Below are 21174 nucleotides of genomic sequence, written 5' to 3' on the forward strand. Positions count from 1 at the left end.
AGAAACAATAATGAAAAAAGTATATTTAGTTGCAGTTGTAGTCGCACTTGTTGCGGGTATTTGTACGTTTTTATTTGCAAATCAGTTATTTAAAACAGTATCTGCTAAATCTGCAGATACAACTAAAGTGTGGGTTCCAATTCAAAATATTGAACCTAATACAAAGTTATCACTTGATATTCTTACAAATGAATTTGAAGAAAAAGACATTTTCACAAAGGATTTAATTGAAAATGTTGTTCTATCTAAAGAGGATTTGGTTGATAAGATTAATCGTGAAACATTATATGCTCATGAACAGATTAATATAAACAGATTTTATGATTCTAATGCTGAAAACTTAGCATTATCGCTTAAACTTAGTGCTGATGAACAGGCTTACACTATAAAAGCCACTGAAAGACAGGGTGTTGATGGTTATATTTCCGTTGGCGATACTGTAGATCTTTTATATATTCCACGTGATGTTGAGGATTTAAGAGATTACATTAATGGTACAGGTAAGTATGAAGATAAGGAAAATGGAGGATCAAACCCTAAATCAGATACTGACAAGGGTAATGATAATAGCACTCAGAAAGATGGAACTAAGAGAGACAAAGATGGTAAACTCTTATACGGTCCAAACCAGGATATGACATTAGAAGATATTTATAGTTTATATGATGTTGAAGTATTTTCTGATTTAGAAGTATTAGCGATTTCAAGCCATGATGCAAGTAGTGCTTCAGAGCAGAGTGGTGGAGAAGTTACTAATTATTCAAATATTACACTTAGACTTAGAAAAGAAGATGTTAAAGAAATTAAAAAGTTACAGGTAATGTTTGGTGAAGATAGTTACACACTTGCACTTAATAAGAAAGCAAATAATTAAGGTTAAGGAGAAGAATCAATGGCAAAATTAAATATCGTTGTTGTTTCAGCTGAAACACAATATAAAGTTACTATTAAAAATAAGATATCAGACCCTGAAATTGCTATAGTTGGATACGCTGATTATACAAAAGAGTCTAGACTTAAAATCGAAGGTTATACACCGGATGTAGTTGTTTGTGTTGCAAGTTCACCTGTTGAAGCAGAAATATTCAAGTTTATTGAAGGTATGCATTTCCAAAAAAGTGGATGTTCAGCAGTTATTGTTACAGATGACGTTAATGTTAATATGGTTAATAAAGCTGCAAGAATTGGTGTGCGTCAGGTTATTGATATCAACTCAACACCAGATACATTCTGTCAGATTTTAAGAGAAGTTAACGAATATGAACAGGAAATCAGATCACAGCTTAATATTGAAAGAAGAGTACGTTCAAAAGTAATTTCTTTCTTTGGTAGTAAGGGTGGTACTGGTAAATCAACAGTTGCTGCTAACGTTGCATCAGCTCTTGCTAAAAAAGGTAGTAAGGTATTACTTTTAGACTTCGATTTTTCATTTGGTGATCAGAACTTATTATTAGACCTTGAACCAAAGGATACAGTTGTAGAACTTGTTCAGGATCCAGAAGGTATTGGTATTGAAAAGGTTAACAGTATTGCAGTGATGCATTCATCAGGTGTAGTATTACTTGCTGCTCCTAAGAGTCCTGAGTATGCTGAATATGTATCACCAGAACATGTTTCATCAATTATTGAAAATGTTAGACCATACTATGAATATGTAATTATAGATATTAGTAATGGCTTTTCGGATCAGAGTATTGTAGCTCTTGAAAATAGTGATGAAATTATGCTTGTTGGTGAACCTGATATTTTAAGTTTAAAGGAAGCTAAGGAAACTGTTAACATTTTAGATCAGTTACAGCAGAAGAGTAAAATTAAGGTTATTCTTAATAAAAATACTAATGGTCTTATTAAGGCTAAGGATTATGAAAAGATGCTTGATATGGATGTATATTCAACAATTGGATATGACTATTCAACATGTGCAAAAGCAACTAATAAAGGTCAGCCGTTTGTTTTATATTCAACACATTCAGTTGTTGCAAGAGATACAATGCAGTTAGTAGAACGTATTGTTAAAGATAAAGTTGATTAATTAATCTAGAAATGTATAAGGTGGTAATATAGATGGGATTATTAGATAGAATCCAAGATCAATCCAGTGTTTTAGTAGATTCGAATGCAAATGATTCAGATGAAACTCAAGTTAAGGTTGATCCATATGCAAAACAGAAAAATATGATTCATTCAAGGGTAATTGATAAATTAAACCGCCAGGGCAAGAGTGATGTTGATAGAGTTGAAATGCTTCAATTGCTTGAAGAAACTATTGCTGAAGATGTGTTTGATATTCCTAGAATGGAAAGACCTAAGATGGCAATTGAATTGTTGAATGATATCTTAGGATATGGTCCTATTCAGGAACTTGTTGATAATCCAAGTTATTCTGAAATTATGGTTAATGGTCCTAATCAGGTATACGTGGAATATAAAGGTAAATTAACACTTACTGATATTAAATTTAGAGATGATGCTCATCTTATGAACATAATCGATAGAATCGTATCATTAGTTGGACGTCATGTAGATGAAGCTAGCCCAATGTGTGATGCTCGTCTTAAAGATGGTTCCCGTGTTAACGTTATTATTCCACCAATTTCACTTGTAGGTCCAGTACTTACAATTCGTAAATTCGGTAAGGATCCTGTTACAGCACAGCAGTTGCTTGAATGGGGTTCTATGACACCAAAGATGCTCAACTTCCTTGAAGCTTGTGTTAAGGGTAAACTTAATATTATCGTTTCGGGTGGTACTGGTTCAGGTAAAACAACGTTGCTTAACGTTTTATCAACTTATATTCCAGCTGATGAGCGTATTGTTACAATAGAAGATGCAGCTGAAGTTCAGCTTAAACAGGAACATGTAGTTACTCTTGAAGCAAGACCTGCAAACCTTGAAGGTAGAGGTCAGGTTAGCATTCGAGATTTAGTACGTAACGCACTCCGTATGAGACCTGATAGAATTATCGTAGGTGAGTGTCGTGGTGGCGAAACACTCGACATGCTTCAGGCCATGAATACAGGTCATGATGGTTCACTTACAACAGCCCATGCTAACTCTCCACGAGATACAGTAGCCCGTGTAGAAACCATGGTTATGATGTCAGGTATGGAATTGCCGGTACGTGCTATTAGAGAACAGGTAGCATCTGCTATTGATATGATTGTACAGCAGAGCCGTCTACGTGATGGTACTCGTAAAATTACTCAGATTACAGAAGTAGTAGGTATGGAAGGTGATGTTATTAGTACGCAGGATCTTTTCGTATTTGAAACAGATGGTAAACTTGATACTAATGGAAAATTCCAGGGTAAGTTTGTTGCTACAGGTATCCATCCTAACTGCTTACAGAAGATCCGAGAGAACGGAGTAGTGGTAAAGAATGATTGGTTTACAAATTAGTTTTATGAACATGGATATCGCTATAGGCTTGTTTACTCTTGGTATGATGGCACTTGCTGGTGTTGTAGGATTTATTGTATATGCAAAAATGTCTGAGGATCAGCGATATACTGATGGAAGAGTAAATAAAATTGGTGTTTTAAATTTAGTAGAACTTAAAGATGATGATGATGTATTGACGCAGGAGAAGAAAAAAAGAAGAAAAAAGCAAAGTGATAAGAGTCTTACTGTGAGAATTGAAAATTGGTTGTTTGAAGAATTACTTGCAGCAGATATCATGATGAAGCCAGAGGAATATATGACAATTTGGATTTTGGTATTTTTTGTTCCGGCAGGTATTATTTTCTTGTTTAGTCAGAATATCACGTTTACACTTATTTTATTGGTGGCCGGTGGAGTTGGTCCATATGTTTTTATTAAACGTCAACAAAATAAAAGAAGAAAGATTTTTGAATCTCAGTTGTGTGATGCTTTGATGATTAGTACAAGTTGTTTACGTTCAGGTCTTACATTCCAACAAGCTATGGAAACTATAGCCAAGGATATGGAAGCACCAATTAGTACAGAATTTGCCAGAGCATGTAGTGAAATAAATTTTGGTAGCTCAATGGATAAAGCTCTTTCGGATATGGTTGCAAGAATTAAGAGCCCTGATCTTATGCTTGCTGTTTCGGCTGTAAGTGTACAGAGACAAACGGGTGGTAACTTGTCACAGATTCTTGAAACAATTTCTAATACGATTAGAGAAAGAATTAAGGTTAAAGCAGATGTTAGTGCTGTTACTTCACAGGGGAGAATGTCGGGACTTCTTATAGGTGCTTTACCAATTGGTCTAGGACTTGTACTTAATTTGATTAACCCTGAATATATGAAACCGATGTTAGAAACAAGTATAGGACATATATTGTTAGGTTTATGCGTTGTTCTTGAAGTTGTAGGTTTCTTGGCAATTAAGAAGATAGTAGACATTAAGTACTAACTATTGAATTAGAAATATAGTTAGGAGGAAAAATAATGATAAATGCATTAGTATTTGCATATACTGCATTAGCCTTTATGATTGTTGTTGTGGTTCTTTGGGATAAAGGTACAGAAGAAGATACAAAAGACAGACGTATAAAGGTTATTAATAGAAGAAACAGTAAAGATAATGTTTATAATGAACTAGATGATAGTTTTGTTAACAGATTTATAAAACCGTTAATTAATAGAGCTAAACAGTCAGTAGAAGATGCAACGGAAAAATCAAATTCAAAAACTGGTGCAAATGAAGAAAAAGAAGTAAAAGTTAGTAAACAGTTAAGACTTGCAGGTGTAAAGATGTCGGCAGGTGATTACGCTTTTTTGAAGCAGGCTGTGTTTATTGTCTCAGTTTTTTTAGGCATACTTCTAGCAATAATAGTACCTATCGACATAATATATAGATTTATGTTATTTGGTGTGATTTTTGTATTTGGATATGCTGGTCCGGATTTTATATTGAAATCAAAAGTAAATTCACATCAGGAAGCTATTAGAATGCAGTTACCTGATGCTATGGACTTACTTGGAACATGTATTGAAGCAGGTTTGAGTTTTGATGGCGCTTTAGTTAAGGTTGCTGAAAAGATGGAAGGACCGTTTATTGATGAATTGATTATTTTATATAATCAAATTCAAATGGGCAAACCTAGAAATGAAGCTTTAAAACAGATGGGTGATAGTTCAGAAATTCAGGAGTTGAAGACATTCGTAGCTGCTTTAGCACAGGCAAATGAACTTGGTATTCCTATTAATAATGTTATGCAGGTTCAGTCTGAGCAACTTAGAGAAACTCGTAAAAGAATAGCACAGGAAAAGGGATTAAAAGCTCCAGTCAAGATGATGATTCCTATGGTTGCGCTTATATTTCCAAATATATTAATTGTTATTATGGCACCAAGTGTGCTTAATATGATGGGTGGCTTATAAAAAATGAGTAAAGTAAAAATAGTAAAAGCTATTTATAAAAATCAAGTTTTATGTGAAGAAGTAGAACTTGCGAACAATTGGTATAGAAGACTTATGGGTCTTATGTTTAGAAAGACCATGGCAGAAAGCCATGGTCTTCTGCTTGACCCTTGTAATTCTATACATACGTTTAATATGAAATTTAATATAGATACTATATATCTCGACAGGGATGATGTAATTGTATCCTTGGATAAAGATATTCCAAAAGGGAAAGTTAGACCTATTGTAAAAAATGCAAAAAAGGTTTTAGAAATAAATTCAGGATTAATTGAAAAATATCAATTGCAATTAGGAGAAAAAGTTAGTATAATAGAGAAAAATGGATAGTTATCTTATGACTATTAGTGGGTCGTGGGCTGACTAAATCGGGAGAATCGATTGAGTGAGTCAATTTTGTGTGTGATAATTTACAGCGCACAGACGGGTAGAATAGTATAATTTTAACAGAAAGTAGGAGGAGTGTGGTATTATGGCTAAAACAAAAATTCCATCATCAAACCCAATTGGATTAAGACGTAATGAGTTAGGTGAGGTTTCAGGAACAGATAATAGCTATGGATTTTCACGTGCAGTAAGAGGATATGATCCAAAGGAAGTTGATGAGTATATTGATAACCTTTTAGATAATTATAGAAATGCACAGAGAGTACTTGACCAGAATAGGGAAGAATTTGAAAATGAAAGAGAACTCATAAGTTGTGAAGTCGATGGACTTAAATCTCAAAAAGCTGAATGGGAAGCTAAAATAGCTGAATATCAGGCTGTTATAGATGATTTATCTAATAAAATGGTTGAATCAGCAGGTGATGAAGCTGTTGAGGAGATGAGAAAACTTAGAGATCAAATAAAAAAATATGAACGTAAGGATGCTGAAAATCAGGAAATTATAGATAATTTAAGCAATCAGCTTGGAGAGTCACAGAAGATTATTAACACACTTAATGCAAAGTCAAATACTAATATTCGAGAAGTAGAAGATTTAAATGCAAAAATTAGAGAGTTACAGGCTTCAGTTGATAGTTCTGCAGATGCAGAAGCAGCAAAGATGCAGCTCACCACTGAAAATATGCAACTCACAGCGCAAATTGCTGAACTAGAAAAAGTTAATGCTGATAATGCAGCTATGGTAGATACTTTGTCAAGAGAGAATGAAGAGAATGTTGCAAAGGTTGCAGAGTTATCAGATAAAATGGTTACACTTGAGGATACAGCTGCTGAATATGAAAAAATCAGGGCTGAACATGATGATTTAGTAAAACATGCTGAAGATTCAGAAGCAACAATCGAAAATTTAAGAAATCAGTTATTAGTTGTTAATGATATGGTTAAAGAGAATGAAGATTTAAGAGCTCAGATTAATACATTCCAAACACAAATGAGTGATTATGATGAGATTCTTGCAGATAGAGATTCATTAAGAGGTGAGTTTAATGACATTGCAAAAGAGAATGAAGATTTAAGAGCTCAGATTGAAACATTCCAGACTCAGATGAATGATTATGATGAATTGCTTGCAGATAGAGATTCATTGAGAAATGAGTTAGAGGGATTCCAATCTCAGTTTGATGAAACTAGAAGTGCAATGAAAGAAAAGGATGAAGCACTTGAGCAGTGCATAGATCAGTTGAGTAAGTTAGAGGAATCTATCAGTCTTATTCAGTACCAGATAGATGAGGCTAAAACAAGAGCTCAAAAAGCATAATTTGTTGATTAGGGGAGTAAAGGTCATTTATGTAAGGGGAGTTTTTGGTTAATGGACTTATATGGATGACTATAAAATAATTTAATTTATGGAGGTTAATATGAAAAAAATGCTAAGAAAGAAAGAAGAAGGCGCAGTTATGGTCTTTGTTGCATTGTTAATGGTTGTACTTCTTGCATTTACTGCACTGGCAATTGATTTTGGAACAGCCTATTACAAAAAACAAAAATTGCAAACTGCGTGTGACGCTGCAGCACTTGCAGGCGTTCAGTACTTACCTAATACAGTAAAAGCAGAAACAGTAGCCAAGGATTATTTAAAGGCTAACTTTAGTAATGCGATTACAGTAAATGTTGAATTTTTGGATTCTAATAAAAAGATTAGAGTGAGTGCTAATTATAATTCAGAGACAACATTTGGACAAGTTCTAGGTAGTAAAAGTATTGGAGTTACTACACATGCGGCAGCGGGCACTAAGACAATTACGAAAAGTAATGGTGAGTTTCCATATTTATTATATTCACAGGGTGATTTAAAAATGAATCTTGGTGGAAAGGCTCATATTAATGGTGCTGTTCATGCCAATGGTGCAGTAGAGTATCAGTGTCAAGATGGAGAGGGCGCTGTTGGACAGATTTCAGCAGGTGGAGCTGTTAAGATTTCATCAGGCGATATTTATGTAGGTAGTGGAGATGATAAACTTAGATATTCGATTTATAAGTGGACTGGTTCAAGTTTTCAAAAAGTTAGTGCATCGACTACAGAATTTGATAGTGATATTTCTAGTGGAAATATAAGCGATTATTATTTAATTCCTGTTGGTACTTTTTATACTGCATCAGGTAGTCCGGTTAATTCATGGAATATAAATTCAAGTAATATGAATGATACATATTATGCTGATTCTGCGCGTACAAAAGAATCACCAATTTATCCATTGAGTGCAGTGACAGATGTAGTTAAGAAAGAGAAATTTACTGATTGGGATAATGATGCTCCATTAAAAACAATTAAGAATTTACAAAAACAATGTGAAGATAAGATTGATGATATTGTAAGTGGATATGTTCACGCGCAAGCTGATTTAGCAGGTCATCCAGGAACAGCACAGTCGGATTCGTATATTGAAACTTCTCATTCGGATTCTGGCAAAGTTAAAATTAATACGATTAATAATGATTCTAAGTACCATTCAATATCAGGTACTGTAACGCAGAATGCGAGTAGAATTGATGTGGAAGGTCCAGGACAGCAGAAACTTCAAATCGCTGGTTCTGGTAAGCTTAAGATAAATGATATTTTATTTAACAGTACTTCGTTAAATAATAAAAATAACAATACTGTTTTGGTGGTTGATGATAGCGGTAGCGGTGGAGGAAGCTCAAGCGGTGGTAATGGCTTATATGTTGATCCATCAGTTAAAGTTGAAACAGGAAGTATCTATTCATATGGTTCATTAGGTGTTGGTAGATATTCTACTGATCCAACAACGTTTGTTATAAATGGAGATGTATATTGTGATGGTAATTTATGTATAGAAGGTTGTACAGTTAATGGAAATATATTTGCAACAGGATCTGTATCAATAAAGAATTGTGCAATTAATGGTTTCTTGGGTGCAGATGGAAATATTAGTTATACAGGTGTACCTTCATCAGCCGTTGCCTATACTGAAAGTAATCCAAATACACTAGCAGTATACTCAAGAAATAAGAATGTTAATTTTATAGCTGCTAATGGTAATCCACCTCAGTATGTTGCAGGTATTGTTTTAGCAATGAAAGGCCATGCATCGTTATTTGGAGATTTTAAGTTTTATGGTAACGTAATTGCAGATGAGATTACTGATACAGCAGGTTCTGCATGGGAAGCTTATCCACTTAGTGCTTTGCCAAATTATAAAGATATTAAGGATAAAGTTATTAATGGTGGAGGCGGATCTCCAATTACAGAAACAACATACGTATTAGTTGAATAGTATATAAATTTTATATAATGATAGTATTTTTGACCGATGTTTATGGGGACATAGACATCGGTCTTTTTATATTTGACATTATTGACAATTACTTGCATTATGATAAAATATAAGTATATTTTATGTAAATAAAAAATAATTAGGAGGATAGTTTATGAGAAAAGACATTGCTAAAAAGACATTAATACTGACACTTTCTTTATCAGTTATGCTTGGATTAACTGCTTGTGGTCATAAGAAGGCAAGTAAGGGTGCAGCTAGTGCTAGAAGAGAAAGAAAAGAAGTTACTTGGGATAAGGGTGAACTATCAGAAAAACATAAACAGGAGAATAAAGAAGTAACAGAATTATTTGTTCAAAAAATAGATAATATGTCAGAGAACATCATAAAGGGAATGGATGTTTCATCTCTTTTGGTAGAAGAAGCTGCGGGAGTAGTTTATCATGATAAGGATGGCAAAGAAGCAGATATGTTAAAGGTAATATCTGATGCTGGATTTAACTGGGCTCGAGTTCGAGTTTGGAAAGATCCTAAAGATAAAGATGGAAATTATTATGGTGGGGGTAATAATGACATTGATGCATGTGTTGAGATTGGTAAAAGAGCAACAAAGAATCATTTGAAATTATTAGTTGACTTCCATTATTCAGATTTCTGGGCTGATCCTGAGAAACAGTATGTTCCTAAGGACTGGGAAGGTTTAGATATTCAGAAAAAAGCTGATCAAATGTATAACTATACAAAGGCTAGTCTTATGAAACTTAAAGATGCTGGCGTAGATGTAGGTATGGTTCAGATTGGAAATGAAACTAATTCATATTTTTGTGGTGAAGCAACATGGGAGAATATTGCAAAGCTTATGAATTCGGCATCAAAGGCTATTAGAGAAATTATGCCAGATGCACTTATAGCAGTTCATTTTACTGATCCAGAGAGAGTATCAGCATATCAGAATTATCTTGTGGTTTTAGATAACTATGATGTAGATTATGATGTATTTGCTAGTTCATATTATCCATATTGGCACGGAACATTAGAAAATCTAACAAGTATTTTACAAGTTGCTGCTGATGAATATGGAAAACTTGTAATGGTTGCGGAGAATTCATATGCATATGATCCTAATGATATGGATGGTTGGACAAATACAATTGGTACAGGTGCAACTGTAATTCAGGATTATTCATACACAGTAAACGGCCAAGCAAGGGAAATGCGTGACGTTATGGATGCTGTAGTTAAAGTTGGCGATAAGGGTATTGGTGTATTCTACTGGGAAGGTGGATGGATTGCGGTACCTGAAGATGAAAATGGAAAACGTAAAGAAAAATGGGATAAATACGGTTGCGGATGGGCAAGTAAATATGCCGGTGATTATGATGCAGACGCTGGACAGTGGTTCGGTGGATGTTCACAGGAAAATCAGGCGTTATTTGACTCTGACGGAAATCCACTTCCATCATTATACACATGGGATCTATGTTATACAGGTTCACTTTCAGAAGTTAAACTTGATATGGTTGAGAATGCAGAAGTTACTATTAAGTTAGGTGATGAAATTGAATTACCAGGTTCAGTACAAGCAAAATATAATGATGGCTCAACAAAGAGTGTAAGAGCAAAATGGGAAAAACCTAACAAAGAAGCTATGCAGGCTAATGGTCCGGCTAAATACTTAGTATGGGGTGAAGCCGCGGGTGAACGAGTTAGGTGTATGGTAAATATGGTTGAACCAAACTTCGTTCAGAATTATAGTTTTGAAGAAGCAGATGATACAGTTAATTGGAAGATTGATGATAGAAGTGCTGATGATGACGAGCATGAAGTATATATGATGGATAAGGTTACAGATGCATCACTTGGTACACATGCTATGCATTGGTATTCAAAGAATAAAGTTGATTTAGATATCACACAGGAAATCGAAGGCCTTGAACCAGGAAAATATAAGATGAGAGCAACATTCCAGGGTGGTGATAGTACAAATCAGGATATTTATATTTATTGTGTAACAATAGGTAAGACATATAAACAGAATACTGAAGTTACAGAGTATAGATCATTTAGTACACCTGAACTTAATGAAATTGAAGTAGGTGAAGATGGTAAGGTTACAGTAGGAATTCATGTTAAAGCTGATGCTGATGGTGTTAAGGGACCATGGGGCACAGTCGATGAAGTTTTATTTAATAAAGTAGAAGAGTAATCACGTTATAAGATGTAGAAAAAGATAATATATTGGGAATTACAAATATAGTAACATTTCGGCCTTGAGGAGACTTGAGGCCGAATTTGTGCGAAAAAGAAGTAGGGTGATTATAGTGGAAAGTTATCTTGTATTTAAAGATTTGGCAATTATTATAGTTGTTGCAAAATTATTTGGTATTATTGCAAAGAAATGTAAGGCTCCAGAGGTGGTTGGAAGTATAATAGCTGGTATTGTTATTGGCCCTTCGGCACTTCATTTGGTTAAACAGACTGATTTTTTATCTCAAATGGCTGAGATTGGTGTTTTATTATTAATGTTTTCAGCGGGCCTTGGAACTAATCTTAAGGATTTGATGAAGACAGGAGTTATGGCATTTTTAATTGCGTGTACAGGTGTGTTTGTTCCGCTTGTGGGTGGTACACTTTTATATATGGGATTTTATGGATATGTACCTATACATGATCCAGGTTTTATAAGAGCAATTTATATCGGAACGATAATGACAGCTACGTCAGTAAGTATAACAGTTCAGGTTTTGAAAGAATTGGGTCATTTATCGGAAAAAGTTGGCACTACTATTTTAAGTGCTGCTATTATTGATGATGTCATCGGTGTTGTAGTTTTAACTGTGGTAATTGGAATGAAGGATCCATCTTCAAAACCATTAAAGGTCGTTTCTAATACAGTTTTATTCTTTGCATTATCAATTATTGTGGGAATAATTATATATAAGATATTTAAGATAATAGATAAGAAACATCCACATACTAGAAGAGTACCTATTTTAGGACTCGCTTTATGTTTTGCTTTTGGATATGTAGCAGAAGCTATATTTGGAATTGCAGATATTACAGGAGCATTTGTTGCGGGAATTATTCTTTGTAGTATTAATGACTCCGATTATATTGCTAGAAAAATGGATGTTAGTTCTTATATGCTATTTGGTCCAATATTCTTTACTATGATTGGACTTAAAGCTGATTTAAGTGGACTTAATAAAGATATGCTATTGTTTTCACTAGCATTTGTTGCTGTTGCTTTAGTTACAAAGATTATAGGCTGCGGAATTATGGGTAAAATTTGTAGATTTAGCAATAAAGATTCACTTAAAATCGGTGTCGGTATGATGACAAGAGGAGAAGTTGCATTAATTGTTTCTCAAAAGGGATTGAATGCAGGTGTTCTTGACAGCAAATACTTTGCTAGTGTTATTTTATTGATTGTTGTATCATCAATTATTACACCAATATTTTTAAAGATTTTATATAAGGATGATAAAGTTGTTAAAGCGGCTTAAACAAAGTTTATTAGTTTTGTTAAGATATTAGGGTATTTAAAATTCATAATAAAATAATAACATTAATAATGGTAGTTGTGCATTATTACGAATTTAACGAAAACGATTAAGAAAACAAATAATTATCATTGAAAATATAAATAATGTATGTTAAAATTTTAGAGATATTTGTTTAAGATAATGGGTGGAGAGTATAGTAGATTATTCAGAGAAGAAGGAAAGTATAGTATGAAGAAGTTAATTTTAGTCACATCACCACCAGCGTGTGGTAAATCATTTGTTACTAGAAGAGTAGCTAAGGAGATGAAAAACTGTGTATATCTTGATAAGGATTCATTAATTGTTTTATCAAAACAGATTTTTTTAGTTGCTCATGAAAACTATAATAGAAGTTCAGATTTCTTTGAGGAGTATATCAGAGATCCTGAATATGATGCAATTATGCAGATTGCATATGAAGCATTAGATTATAATGATACAGTTTTTGTTAATGCTCCATTTACTAGAGAAATTGAAGACAAGGAATATATGGACAAGTTAAAAGCTGATTTAGCTAGAAGAGATACAAAACTTGTTGTTATTTGGGTTCATACTTCAATCGAGGCTTGTAAGCGTCGTATGATTTCAAGAAATTCTGATAGAGATACATGGAAACTTGAAAACTGGGATGAGTATGTAAAGAGTAGAAACTTTAATCCACCAGCAGGTGTTGATGATGTTTATATTTTTGAAAACTCAACAGATGAGGAATTTAAAGATTCACTTGATAAAGTTATCAAGTATTTAAAATCAATATAGAGACATAAAAAAGCAATGAAACATAATGTTATCATTGCTTTTTTAACGGTATGATATTATTATATATATTGCAAGTATTTTGAAATATAAAGAATAAAGGTTTTATTGATGAATGTATGGAGAATGAATGCATTTGCTGATAAGGCTTAATCAAGGAGTAAGAATATGAAGATTAGAACAAGATTTGCACCTAGTCCAACAGGTAGAATGCATGTTGGAAATTTAAGAACAGCTCTTTATGAGTTCTTAATCGCTAAGCATGAAGATGGCGATTTTATTTTAAGAATTGAAGATACTGATAGAGAAAGACTTGTTGAAGGTGCGGTTGACATTATTTATAGAACGTTAGAGGGTACTGGACTTGTACATGATGAAGGACCAGATAAGGATAAGGGATTTGGACCTTATGTTCAGAGTGAACGTATGGCTTCAGGAATGTACCTTGAATATGCTAAGCAGCTTATTGAAAAAGGTGAAGCATATTATTGCTTCTGTGATAAGGAAAGACTTGAAAGCCTAAAAACTGGTGTTAATGAAGAAGGTGATAAGGAAATAATTGTTTATGATAAGCATTGTTTATCTTTATCAAAAGAAGAAGTTGAAGCTAATTTAGCAGCAGGTAAGCCTTATGTAATTAGACAGAATAATCCAACAACAGGTACAACAACTTTTCACGATGAGATTTATGGTGATATTACAGTTGATAATAGCGAACTTGATGATATGATTTTAATTAAGTCAGATGGATATCCAACATATAATTTCGCTAATGTTGTTGATGATCATCTTATGAATATCACACATGTTGTTAGAGGTAATGAATATATTTCTTCATCACCAAAGTATCAGAGATTATATGATGCATTTGGTTGGGAATCACCTAAGTATATTCACCTTCCACTTATTACTGATGAAAATCATAAGAAGTTATCTAAGCGTTCAGGACATTCTTCATATGAAGATTTAATTGAGCAGGGATTTGTATCAGAAGCAGTTGTAAACTATATTGCGCTTCTTGGATGGAGTCCAGCAGATAACAAGGAAATTATGTCTTTAGATGAACTTATTAAGGAATTTGATTATAAGACTATTAATAAGTCACCAGCTGTATTTGACATTAATAAGCTTAAGTGGATGAATGGCGAATACATCAAGATGATGGATAACGAAAAATTCTATGAAATGGCAATGCCATACATCGATAAGGTTATTACTAAGGATCTTGATAAGAAAGCTATCTTAGACATGGTAAAGACTAGAATTGAAGTATTACCAGATATTTGCGATATGATTGATTTCTTTGAAGAGATGCCTGAGTACGACATTGCTATGTATACTCATAAGAAGATGAAGACTAATAGTGAAAACTCACTTGAAATATTAAAGGAAGAACTTCCAATTATTGAAGCAACTGATGATTTCTCAGTAGAAAACCTTCATGATTTAATTATGGAATACATTCAGAAGAAAGAAATCAAGAATGGTCAGGGCTTATGGCCACTTAGAACTGCAGTATCAGGTAAGCAGATGACACCTGCAGGTGCTTTTGAAATCATGAATGTAATTGGTAAAGAAGAAAGTATCAGAAGAATTAAGATTGGAATTGAGAAACTTGAAAATGCATAAATAATATTGACATTTGTATTTATGTATAGTAGATTATATTTATTCGAAGCATATAGAAAGAAATAGAGTTTTATATCTGTAAAGAACACGGACTATGTCCGTGTTCTTTTGCTTTTGTATAACCTATGAGTAATTACCTGTCACTAATGGGAGGTTTTATGAAGAAATATAATTTAGATGAGTATCAAAAGAAAGCAATAGATGTAAAGGATGGAGCATATCTTTGTATAGCAGGACCAGGTTCTGGAAAAACAACGGTTATAACTCACAGAGTTTTAAGTCTTATTAATAAAGGAGTTAGTCCTGATAATATTTTAGTGATTACATTTACAAAGAAGGCGGCGGTATCCATGGAATACAGGTTTAAAAACATGATAGGATTAGATACTTGCATGCCTGTAACATTTGGAACATTTCATTCTGTTTTCTTTAAGCTTATAAGAATGTACACGAAGATTAATGTTGATAATTTAGCCAGTGATAAGGAAAGGATGAATATTTGTTTTGAAATATTAAAAAAATTAGGGTATTTACAGAAATATGATAAAGATGCCATTAATGATGCACTTAATATGATTAGTGTTTTGAAAAATGATGTCAAGAAAGAGGATGAACAAAATGGGTATGAAAAAAATGGAATGCTTGCCATGGTGTCTTCTGAATATGCTAGTAAAATATTATGTATGTATAATGCCTGTTTAAAGGAAAAGGGATTGATTGACTATGAAGATATTTTAATAATAATGAGAGAGATATGTGTTAATAATCCTGATATTCTTGAAAAAATACAGGAAAAATATAAATACATTATGGTTGATGAGTTTCAGGATATTAATGAATTACAAATGGATATAGTAAATAGAATTGTTGGTAAGTATGGAAATATTTTTGCAGTTGGGGATGAGGATCAGGCTATATATGGTTTTAGAGGGGCAAGAAGTGATATAATGTTAAGGTTTAAGGAAATATATACTGATTCAACAATTTTAAATTTGAAAAATAACTATAGATCTGATAGTAGTATTATTGATACTTCAAATAAACTTATAACTAATAATAAAAAGCGATATAAAAAAGAGATACTAGGTGTTTCGAATATAGATGGAGCATTTGCTGTGAAAATGTATTTAAATGCTAATGATGAATATGCTTTTATACGAAATTTGATTGTAAACAGAAAAAAAGGAGAATCTATAGCAATATTAATAAGAAAAAATATAGATGGAGTTGTAATTTCGAACTATTTGGATAGATTAGGGATTAAACATGATTTCGATATGATTGGTCATACAATGTATAAGACGGGAATACTATTTGAGGTGATGAAGGATATTAAAGAGGCGGTTAGAAGTAATAAACTATATAATGTTGATTCTAGAATAATAGGTAAACTAAAGCCTCCTAGAGCTTTGGAATATATATTAAACGCCAAAGGTTATAATTTAAGAGCGAAAACAAGTGTTATGGTTGCAGATGGAATAGATATATTAAGGGAGGATTCGAGAAAGTTCAAAACAATAAATGAATGGATTGATTATTCAGAAGGAATTATTTCAATTGGGAATGAAGAAAAGATAAGGGATGTTTCATTAGAACCATACCCTGTGATTTTAACAATGCATGCCTCTAAAGGTCTGGAGTTTGATACAGTTATAATTCCTATGTTAAATGAGGGTATAATACCAAACCGAAGGATAGTTACTAACGATGATATGGAAGAGGAAAGAAGGTTATTATATGTTGCTATGACAAGAGCAAAACATAATTTATACATAACTGCAAGAAAATCAGAGGATGGAAAAAGTTTTGAAATTAGTAGATTTTATAATGAAATAATCTAGCAATACAATGTGATTTTAAAGTTTTACTTGTGATTATTGCTAAGAAAATATATAATATAGTAGTGTATGTACTTTTTTGAGACATATGAAATTGTTAAGAGAATTTGATGGTTATACAGAAAGGAAATAAATATGGTAGATAAGAAGAATAATGAAATTGAAGATATTGATGAAGAAGCGTTAATTACAATCATTACAGATGATGATGAAGAAATAGAGTGTGTAATCATCACTATTCTTGAAATTGATGAATATGGTGATTATATTGCACTTATGCCAGTTAGTGCAATTGATGATGAAGAGGAAGGCGAGTTATATTTATATCGTTATAGCGAGGATGAAGATGAAATGCCAGTTCTCGGAAACATTGAATCTGATGAGGAATTTAATGCAGTAAGTGAAGCTTTTGAAGATTTCCTTAAGAATGCTGATGAATATGATGAAATCTTATCAGATGAAGACTATGATAAATTCTTAAATGGTGGCGAATAATAATAGTTAGGAAGAATTGTTATGAAAGTTAATAAACAGGATTTGATGAAGAATCCCAAAGTGGCTAATCGATTGACAAAAATGGATATGAATCCTTTAACAACAAGTAATCATAAGATAAATACATATGAGGAAGCCAGGGCATTTGTTAGAGGTTGCTCTGATGGAAAGATTGAATTAGGACTTGAAAATGTTCGTAATCTTATGGAGAAACTTGGGAATCCACAGGAGAGTTTAAGTATAATTCATGTGGCAGGTACTAATGGTAAAGGCTCAGTCATAGCATTTCTTACTAGTATTTTTGAAAAGGCAGGGCTTAGAGTTGGCAGGTTTACTTCTCCAGCGGTATTTTCATATGAAGAGATGTTTTATGCTGATAAATCAAACATTACTGATGATGAGTATATAGAAATTACAAGTGAAGTGGCTGATAAGTATGATGATCTTGTAAACGAAGGCAGATACAAACCTACAACTTTTGAAGTGGAATTTGCTATAGCGTGCTTGTTTTTCAAGATGAAGAGATGTGATATTGTGTTAATTGAAACAGGAATGGGTGGAGGTCTTGATGCTACTAATATCATTCAAAGACCTATTTGTACTGTTATAACTTCGATTAGTATGGATCACATGGCATATTTAGGCAAAAATATTTCTGATATTGCCAAGGCTAAGGCTGGAATAATAAAATTTGGTATTCCATGTATATCAATTGAGCAATCAGATGAAGTTAAGATGGTTTTAGATTCAGTTGCAAAGGAAAGACTTACGGCGGTTACTTATGTTGATAAAAGTAAAAGTAGCTTATATGAGACAACGAATGATTTAAGAACATTTCTTGGTGGTACAACAGATGCAATTGGTTTAAAAGGTGATTTTCAAATTGAAAATTCCCTTTTAGCAAGGAAAGTTGCTATGTTCATATTTAATAATATTCTTGGAAGCAGTCTTGGTAATATGGAAGATTATTTTGAAGGAATTATTAATGAAGGAATAAAGACTGCAGTTCATCCTGGAAGATTTGAAAAAATTAGTGATAATCCGGATATTTATATTGACGGTGCACATAATGAAGATGCTGCAATTAAATTAGCAAATTCAATTGATAGATATTTTGGCGATAGACCTGTTGTTATGATAATGGGGATATTTAAAGATAAGGACTATAAAACAATTGCAAAGGTTTTAGCACCTAAAGCAACTAAAGTATGTGTTGTAAGTCCAAAGAGTGATAGGGGATTAGATACTAAAGTATTAGAAGATGTAGTGAGTAAGTATTGTAATGATACTAAGTCCTTTAATGAATATAAGGATGCTGTTTTATCTGCATTAGATTATGCAGGTAAAAATGATTATGATAAAACTAATCAGCCAGTAATATTAATATGTGGTACTTTGTCAATTTTGAAGGATATGAAGGATATAGTAGGTACGTTGAAGGTTGATTAGATTAGTAGATAATAAATTATTTTGAATATGTTATATATTTTTTATTGTAACGATTTAGGAAGTGAGTAAGCAATATGTATGTTAGTAAAAATGTGACTACAGGTAAAATTGATAAGGAAAAGGTTGAAGAAGCCATAAGAATGCTTCTTGAAGCAATTGGTGAGAATCCTGATAGAGAGGGGCTTAAGGCAACACCTTCAAGAATAGCTAGAATGTATGAAGAAATTTATACAGGTTCAGATGAAATGGCTTATGATCATTTATCAAGAACTTTTACGTGTGAAAATTCTGATATGGTAATTGAGAAGGATATAACTTTTTATTCGACATGTGAGCATCATATGATGCCATTTTATGGAAAGGCTCATATTGCATATATACCGGATGGAAAGGTTGTTGGAATATCAAAGCTAGCAAGAACTGTGGAAGAATTTGCTAAGAGATTACAGATTCAGGAGAATCTTACAAGTCAGATTGCAGATGCAATTATGGATAATCTTGATCCTAAAGGAGTTATGGTTATGCTTGAAGCTGAGCATATGTGCATGACTATGAGAGGCGTAAAGAAACCTGGAACTAAGACGGTTACATTTGCTTATAGAGGATTATTTGAGGAAGATAAGGAATTAAGAGATGATTTTTTAGCAATTGTTAAATAGATTATGCATTTATGATAAGGAGAACATGATGATAATAGGCAATAAAGAATTTGATTTTGAGAAGAATGCATATATTATGGGAATACTTAACATGACACCAGATTCTTTCTCGGATGGTGGAAAGTATAATAATCTTGATGATGCTTTATTTAGAGTTGAAGGCATGATTGAGGATGGGGCAACTATAATAGATATAGGTGGTGAATCTACAAGACCTGGATATACGAGAATATCTGATGAAGAGGAAATAGATAGAATTATACCTATTATAGAAAGTGTAAAAAAGTGTTTTGATACAGTTATTTCTGTTGATACATATAAATTAAAAGTTGCTAAGGCGGCGCTTGATTCAGGTTGTGATATGATTAATGACATATGGGGACTTAAAGGGGATGAAAGCATGGCAAATATTGTTGCTTCTTTCAAAGTTCCAGTATGTATTATGCATAATAGGGAGAATGCCAGCTATAATGATTATATGATTGATGTTTTAAATGATTTAAAAGAATCTGTTGATATAGCATTAAAGAGTGGTATTGATTCGAAGAATATAATTCTTGATCCGGGAGTGGGGTTTGCAAAGGATTTTGAACAAAATCTTCAAGTAATAAATAATGTTGATAAGATTGTAAATTTGGGGTATCCGGTTTTACTTGGTACATCAAGGAAGTCAGTTATTGCAAAGGCGCTTGATTTACCTGTGGATGAAAGAGTTGAAGGGACAATAGCAACCACTGTTTTAGGTTATGCAAAAGGTTGTAGAATTTTTAGAGTTCATGATGTTAAAGAGAACATCAGGGCTTTGAGAATGTCTGAAGCAATAATTAATTCATAACTTAAGCAGTTAGTTATGTTTTTGGTTAAGACTGGAGAAGATTATGGGTAAGATATTTGTAGATAAGTTAAAAGTATTTGCACACCATGGTGTATTGGAAAAGGAAACAAGAAATGGTCAGTTTTTTTATGTTTCATTAGAAATAGAAACTGATTTTTGTAAGGCTGCTAGGTCAGATGATCTTAGTGAGACCGTTGATTATGCAAGTGTAGTAGAGTTTGTTTATCACTTTATGGTTAGAGATAATTATAAATTGATTGAAACAGTTTGTGTTAGACTTGCGGATGCTATTTTATTAGAGTATAAAAAAGTTAGAGAAATAAAGGTTACTATTTATAAACCAGATGCACCTATAGATAGGGACTTTGAAAATGTATCAGTAAGTTGCGAGAGAAAAAGACATATAGCATGTTTATCCATAGGCTCTAACGTGGGTGAAAGTGAAAAGACTCTTAAAGATGCAATTAGTGAAATAGATAGAGATTATAGATGCCAGGTTTTGAATAAATCTAAGTTTATAGTAACTAAACCGTACGGTGGTGTTGAGCAGGATGATTTTGTAAATGGTGCAATTATGGTTGAGACATTTATGGAACCAAATGAATTTTTAGACTTCTTACATGAAATAGAATATAATCATGGAAGAGAGAGAAAAGTTCACTGGGGTCCTAGAACTCTTGATTTGGATATTGTATTTTATGATGATATTGTTTTAGATACTTCTAATCTTACAATACCTCATGTGGATATGCAAAACAGAGAGTTTGTATTAAAACCATTATGTGAAATAGCGCCAGATAAAAGACATCCTGTATATGGTAAGTCTGTAAAACAATTATATGATGAATTGCTAGATAGTAGTAATTAGATACTATGTGTATTTGGTGAGAATTAATG

18 protein-coding genes are annotated in these 21174 nt (G+C 32.8%); all 18 read left to right on the plus strand.

Annotation, left to right across the window (positions count from 1 at the left end; all coding sequences use genetic code 11):
- The first annotated feature begins 10 nt into the window (after nucleotides 1-10).
- The gene (locus B5D16_RS06150; protein WP_078766105.1) at nucleotides 11-874 is read left to right on the plus strand and encodes a CpaB family protein; all 864 of its coding nucleotides are present in this window, start codon (nucleotides 11-13) and stop codon (nucleotides 872-874) included.
- An 18-nt stretch (nucleotides 875-892) separates the two neighbouring features.
- Nucleotides 893-2032: a CpaE/TadZ family protein gene (locus tag B5D16_RS06155; RefSeq protein ID WP_078766106.1), complete on the plus strand. Its 1140-nt coding sequence runs from the start codon at nucleotides 893-895 to the stop codon at nucleotides 2030-2032.
- A 32-nt stretch (nucleotides 2033-2064) separates the two neighbouring features.
- On the plus strand, nucleotides 2065-3399 hold the full coding sequence (locus B5D16_RS06160; RefSeq protein ID WP_078766107.1) for a TadA family conjugal transfer-associated ATPase: 1335 nt from the start codon (nucleotides 2065-2067) through the stop codon (nucleotides 3397-3399).
- On the plus strand, nucleotides 3380-4378 hold the full coding sequence (locus tag B5D16_RS06165; protein WP_078766108.1) for a type II secretion system F family protein: 999 nt from the start codon (nucleotides 3380-3382) through the stop codon (nucleotides 4376-4378). Before B5D16_RS06160 ends, B5D16_RS06165 begins: the two co-directional genes overlap by 20 nt.
- Nucleotides 4379-4413: 35 nt before the next feature.
- The gene (locus B5D16_RS06170) at nucleotides 4414-5349 is read left to right on the plus strand and encodes a type II secretion system F family protein (RefSeq protein WP_078766109.1); all 936 of its coding nucleotides are present in this window, start codon (nucleotides 4414-4416) and stop codon (nucleotides 5347-5349) included.
- Nucleotides 5350-5352: 3 nt separating this feature from the next.
- Nucleotides 5353-5718: a DUF192 domain-containing protein gene (locus tag B5D16_RS06175; RefSeq protein ID WP_078766110.1), complete on the plus strand. Its 366-nt coding sequence runs from the start codon at nucleotides 5353-5355 to the stop codon at nucleotides 5716-5718.
- A gap of 142 nt (nucleotides 5719-5860) precedes the next feature.
- On the plus strand, nucleotides 5861-7093 hold the full coding sequence (locus B5D16_RS06180) for a DivIVA domain-containing protein (protein ID WP_078766111.1): 1233 nt from the start codon (nucleotides 5861-5863) through the stop codon (nucleotides 7091-7093).
- Nucleotides 7094-7193: 100 nt separating this feature from the next.
- A complete protein-coding gene (locus B5D16_RS06185; protein WP_159444306.1) occupies nucleotides 7194-9071 on the plus strand; it encodes a pilus assembly protein TadG-related protein in 1878 nt (625 codons plus the stop codon).
- 154 nt (nucleotides 9072-9225) lie between these two features.
- On the plus strand, nucleotides 9226-11277 hold the full coding sequence (locus tag B5D16_RS06190) for a glycosyl hydrolase 53 family protein (protein WP_078766113.1): 2052 nt from the start codon (nucleotides 9226-9228) through the stop codon (nucleotides 11275-11277).
- A gap of 88 nt (nucleotides 11278-11365) precedes the next feature.
- Nucleotides 11366-12577: a cation:proton antiporter gene (locus tag B5D16_RS06195; RefSeq protein WP_341465194.1), complete on the plus strand. Its 1212-nt coding sequence runs from the start codon at nucleotides 11366-11368 to the stop codon at nucleotides 12575-12577.
- A 228-nt stretch (nucleotides 12578-12805) separates the two neighbouring features.
- Nucleotides 12806-13375: a P-loop nucleotide/nucleoside kinase family protein gene (locus B5D16_RS06200; protein WP_078766234.1), complete on the plus strand. Its 570-nt coding sequence runs from the start codon at nucleotides 12806-12808 to the stop codon at nucleotides 13373-13375.
- 165 nt (nucleotides 13376-13540) lie between these two features.
- Nucleotides 13541-15001 (plus strand): glutamate--tRNA ligase, encoded by a 1461-nt coding sequence (gltX, locus tag B5D16_RS06205; protein WP_078766114.1) that lies wholly within the window; start codon nucleotides 13541-13543, stop codon nucleotides 14999-15001.
- Between the two features lie 158 nt (nucleotides 15002-15159).
- Complete coding sequence (locus tag B5D16_RS06210) at nucleotides 15160-16842, plus strand: ATP-dependent helicase (RefSeq protein ID WP_159444307.1); 1683 nt, start codon at nucleotides 15160-15162, stop codon at nucleotides 16840-16842.
- A gap of 132 nt (nucleotides 16843-16974) precedes the next feature.
- On the plus strand, nucleotides 16975-17334 hold the full coding sequence (locus B5D16_RS06215) for a DUF1292 domain-containing protein (RefSeq protein ID WP_078766116.1): 360 nt from the start codon (nucleotides 16975-16977) through the stop codon (nucleotides 17332-17334).
- Between the two features lie 21 nt (nucleotides 17335-17355).
- The gene (locus B5D16_RS06220; protein WP_078766117.1) at nucleotides 17356-18783 is read left to right on the plus strand and encodes a bifunctional folylpolyglutamate synthase/dihydrofolate synthase; all 1428 of its coding nucleotides are present in this window, start codon (nucleotides 17356-17358) and stop codon (nucleotides 18781-18783) included.
- 107 nt (nucleotides 18784-18890) lie between these two features.
- Nucleotides 18891-19442, plus strand: coding sequence for a GTP cyclohydrolase I FolE (gene folE, locus B5D16_RS06225; protein WP_341465198.1), 552 nt, complete (start codon nucleotides 18891-18893; stop codon nucleotides 19440-19442).
- A 28-nt stretch (nucleotides 19443-19470) separates the two neighbouring features.
- The gene (gene folP / locus B5D16_RS06230; protein WP_078766119.1) at nucleotides 19471-20277 is read left to right on the plus strand and encodes a dihydropteroate synthase; all 807 of its coding nucleotides are present in this window, start codon (nucleotides 19471-19473) and stop codon (nucleotides 20275-20277) included.
- Nucleotides 20278-20320: 43 nt separating this feature from the next.
- Entirely contained in the window at nucleotides 20321-21145 is an 825-nt protein-coding gene (folK, locus tag B5D16_RS06235; protein WP_078766120.1) for a 2-amino-4-hydroxy-6-hydroxymethyldihydropteridine diphosphokinase, read from the plus strand.
- Nucleotides 21146-21174 lie beyond the last annotated feature (29 nt).

The sequence above is a fragment of the Eubacterium uniforme genome (assembly GCF_900167115.1).
Lineage (GTDB): Bacteria > Bacillota > Clostridia > Lachnospirales > Lachnospiraceae > Eubacterium_S > Eubacterium_S uniforme.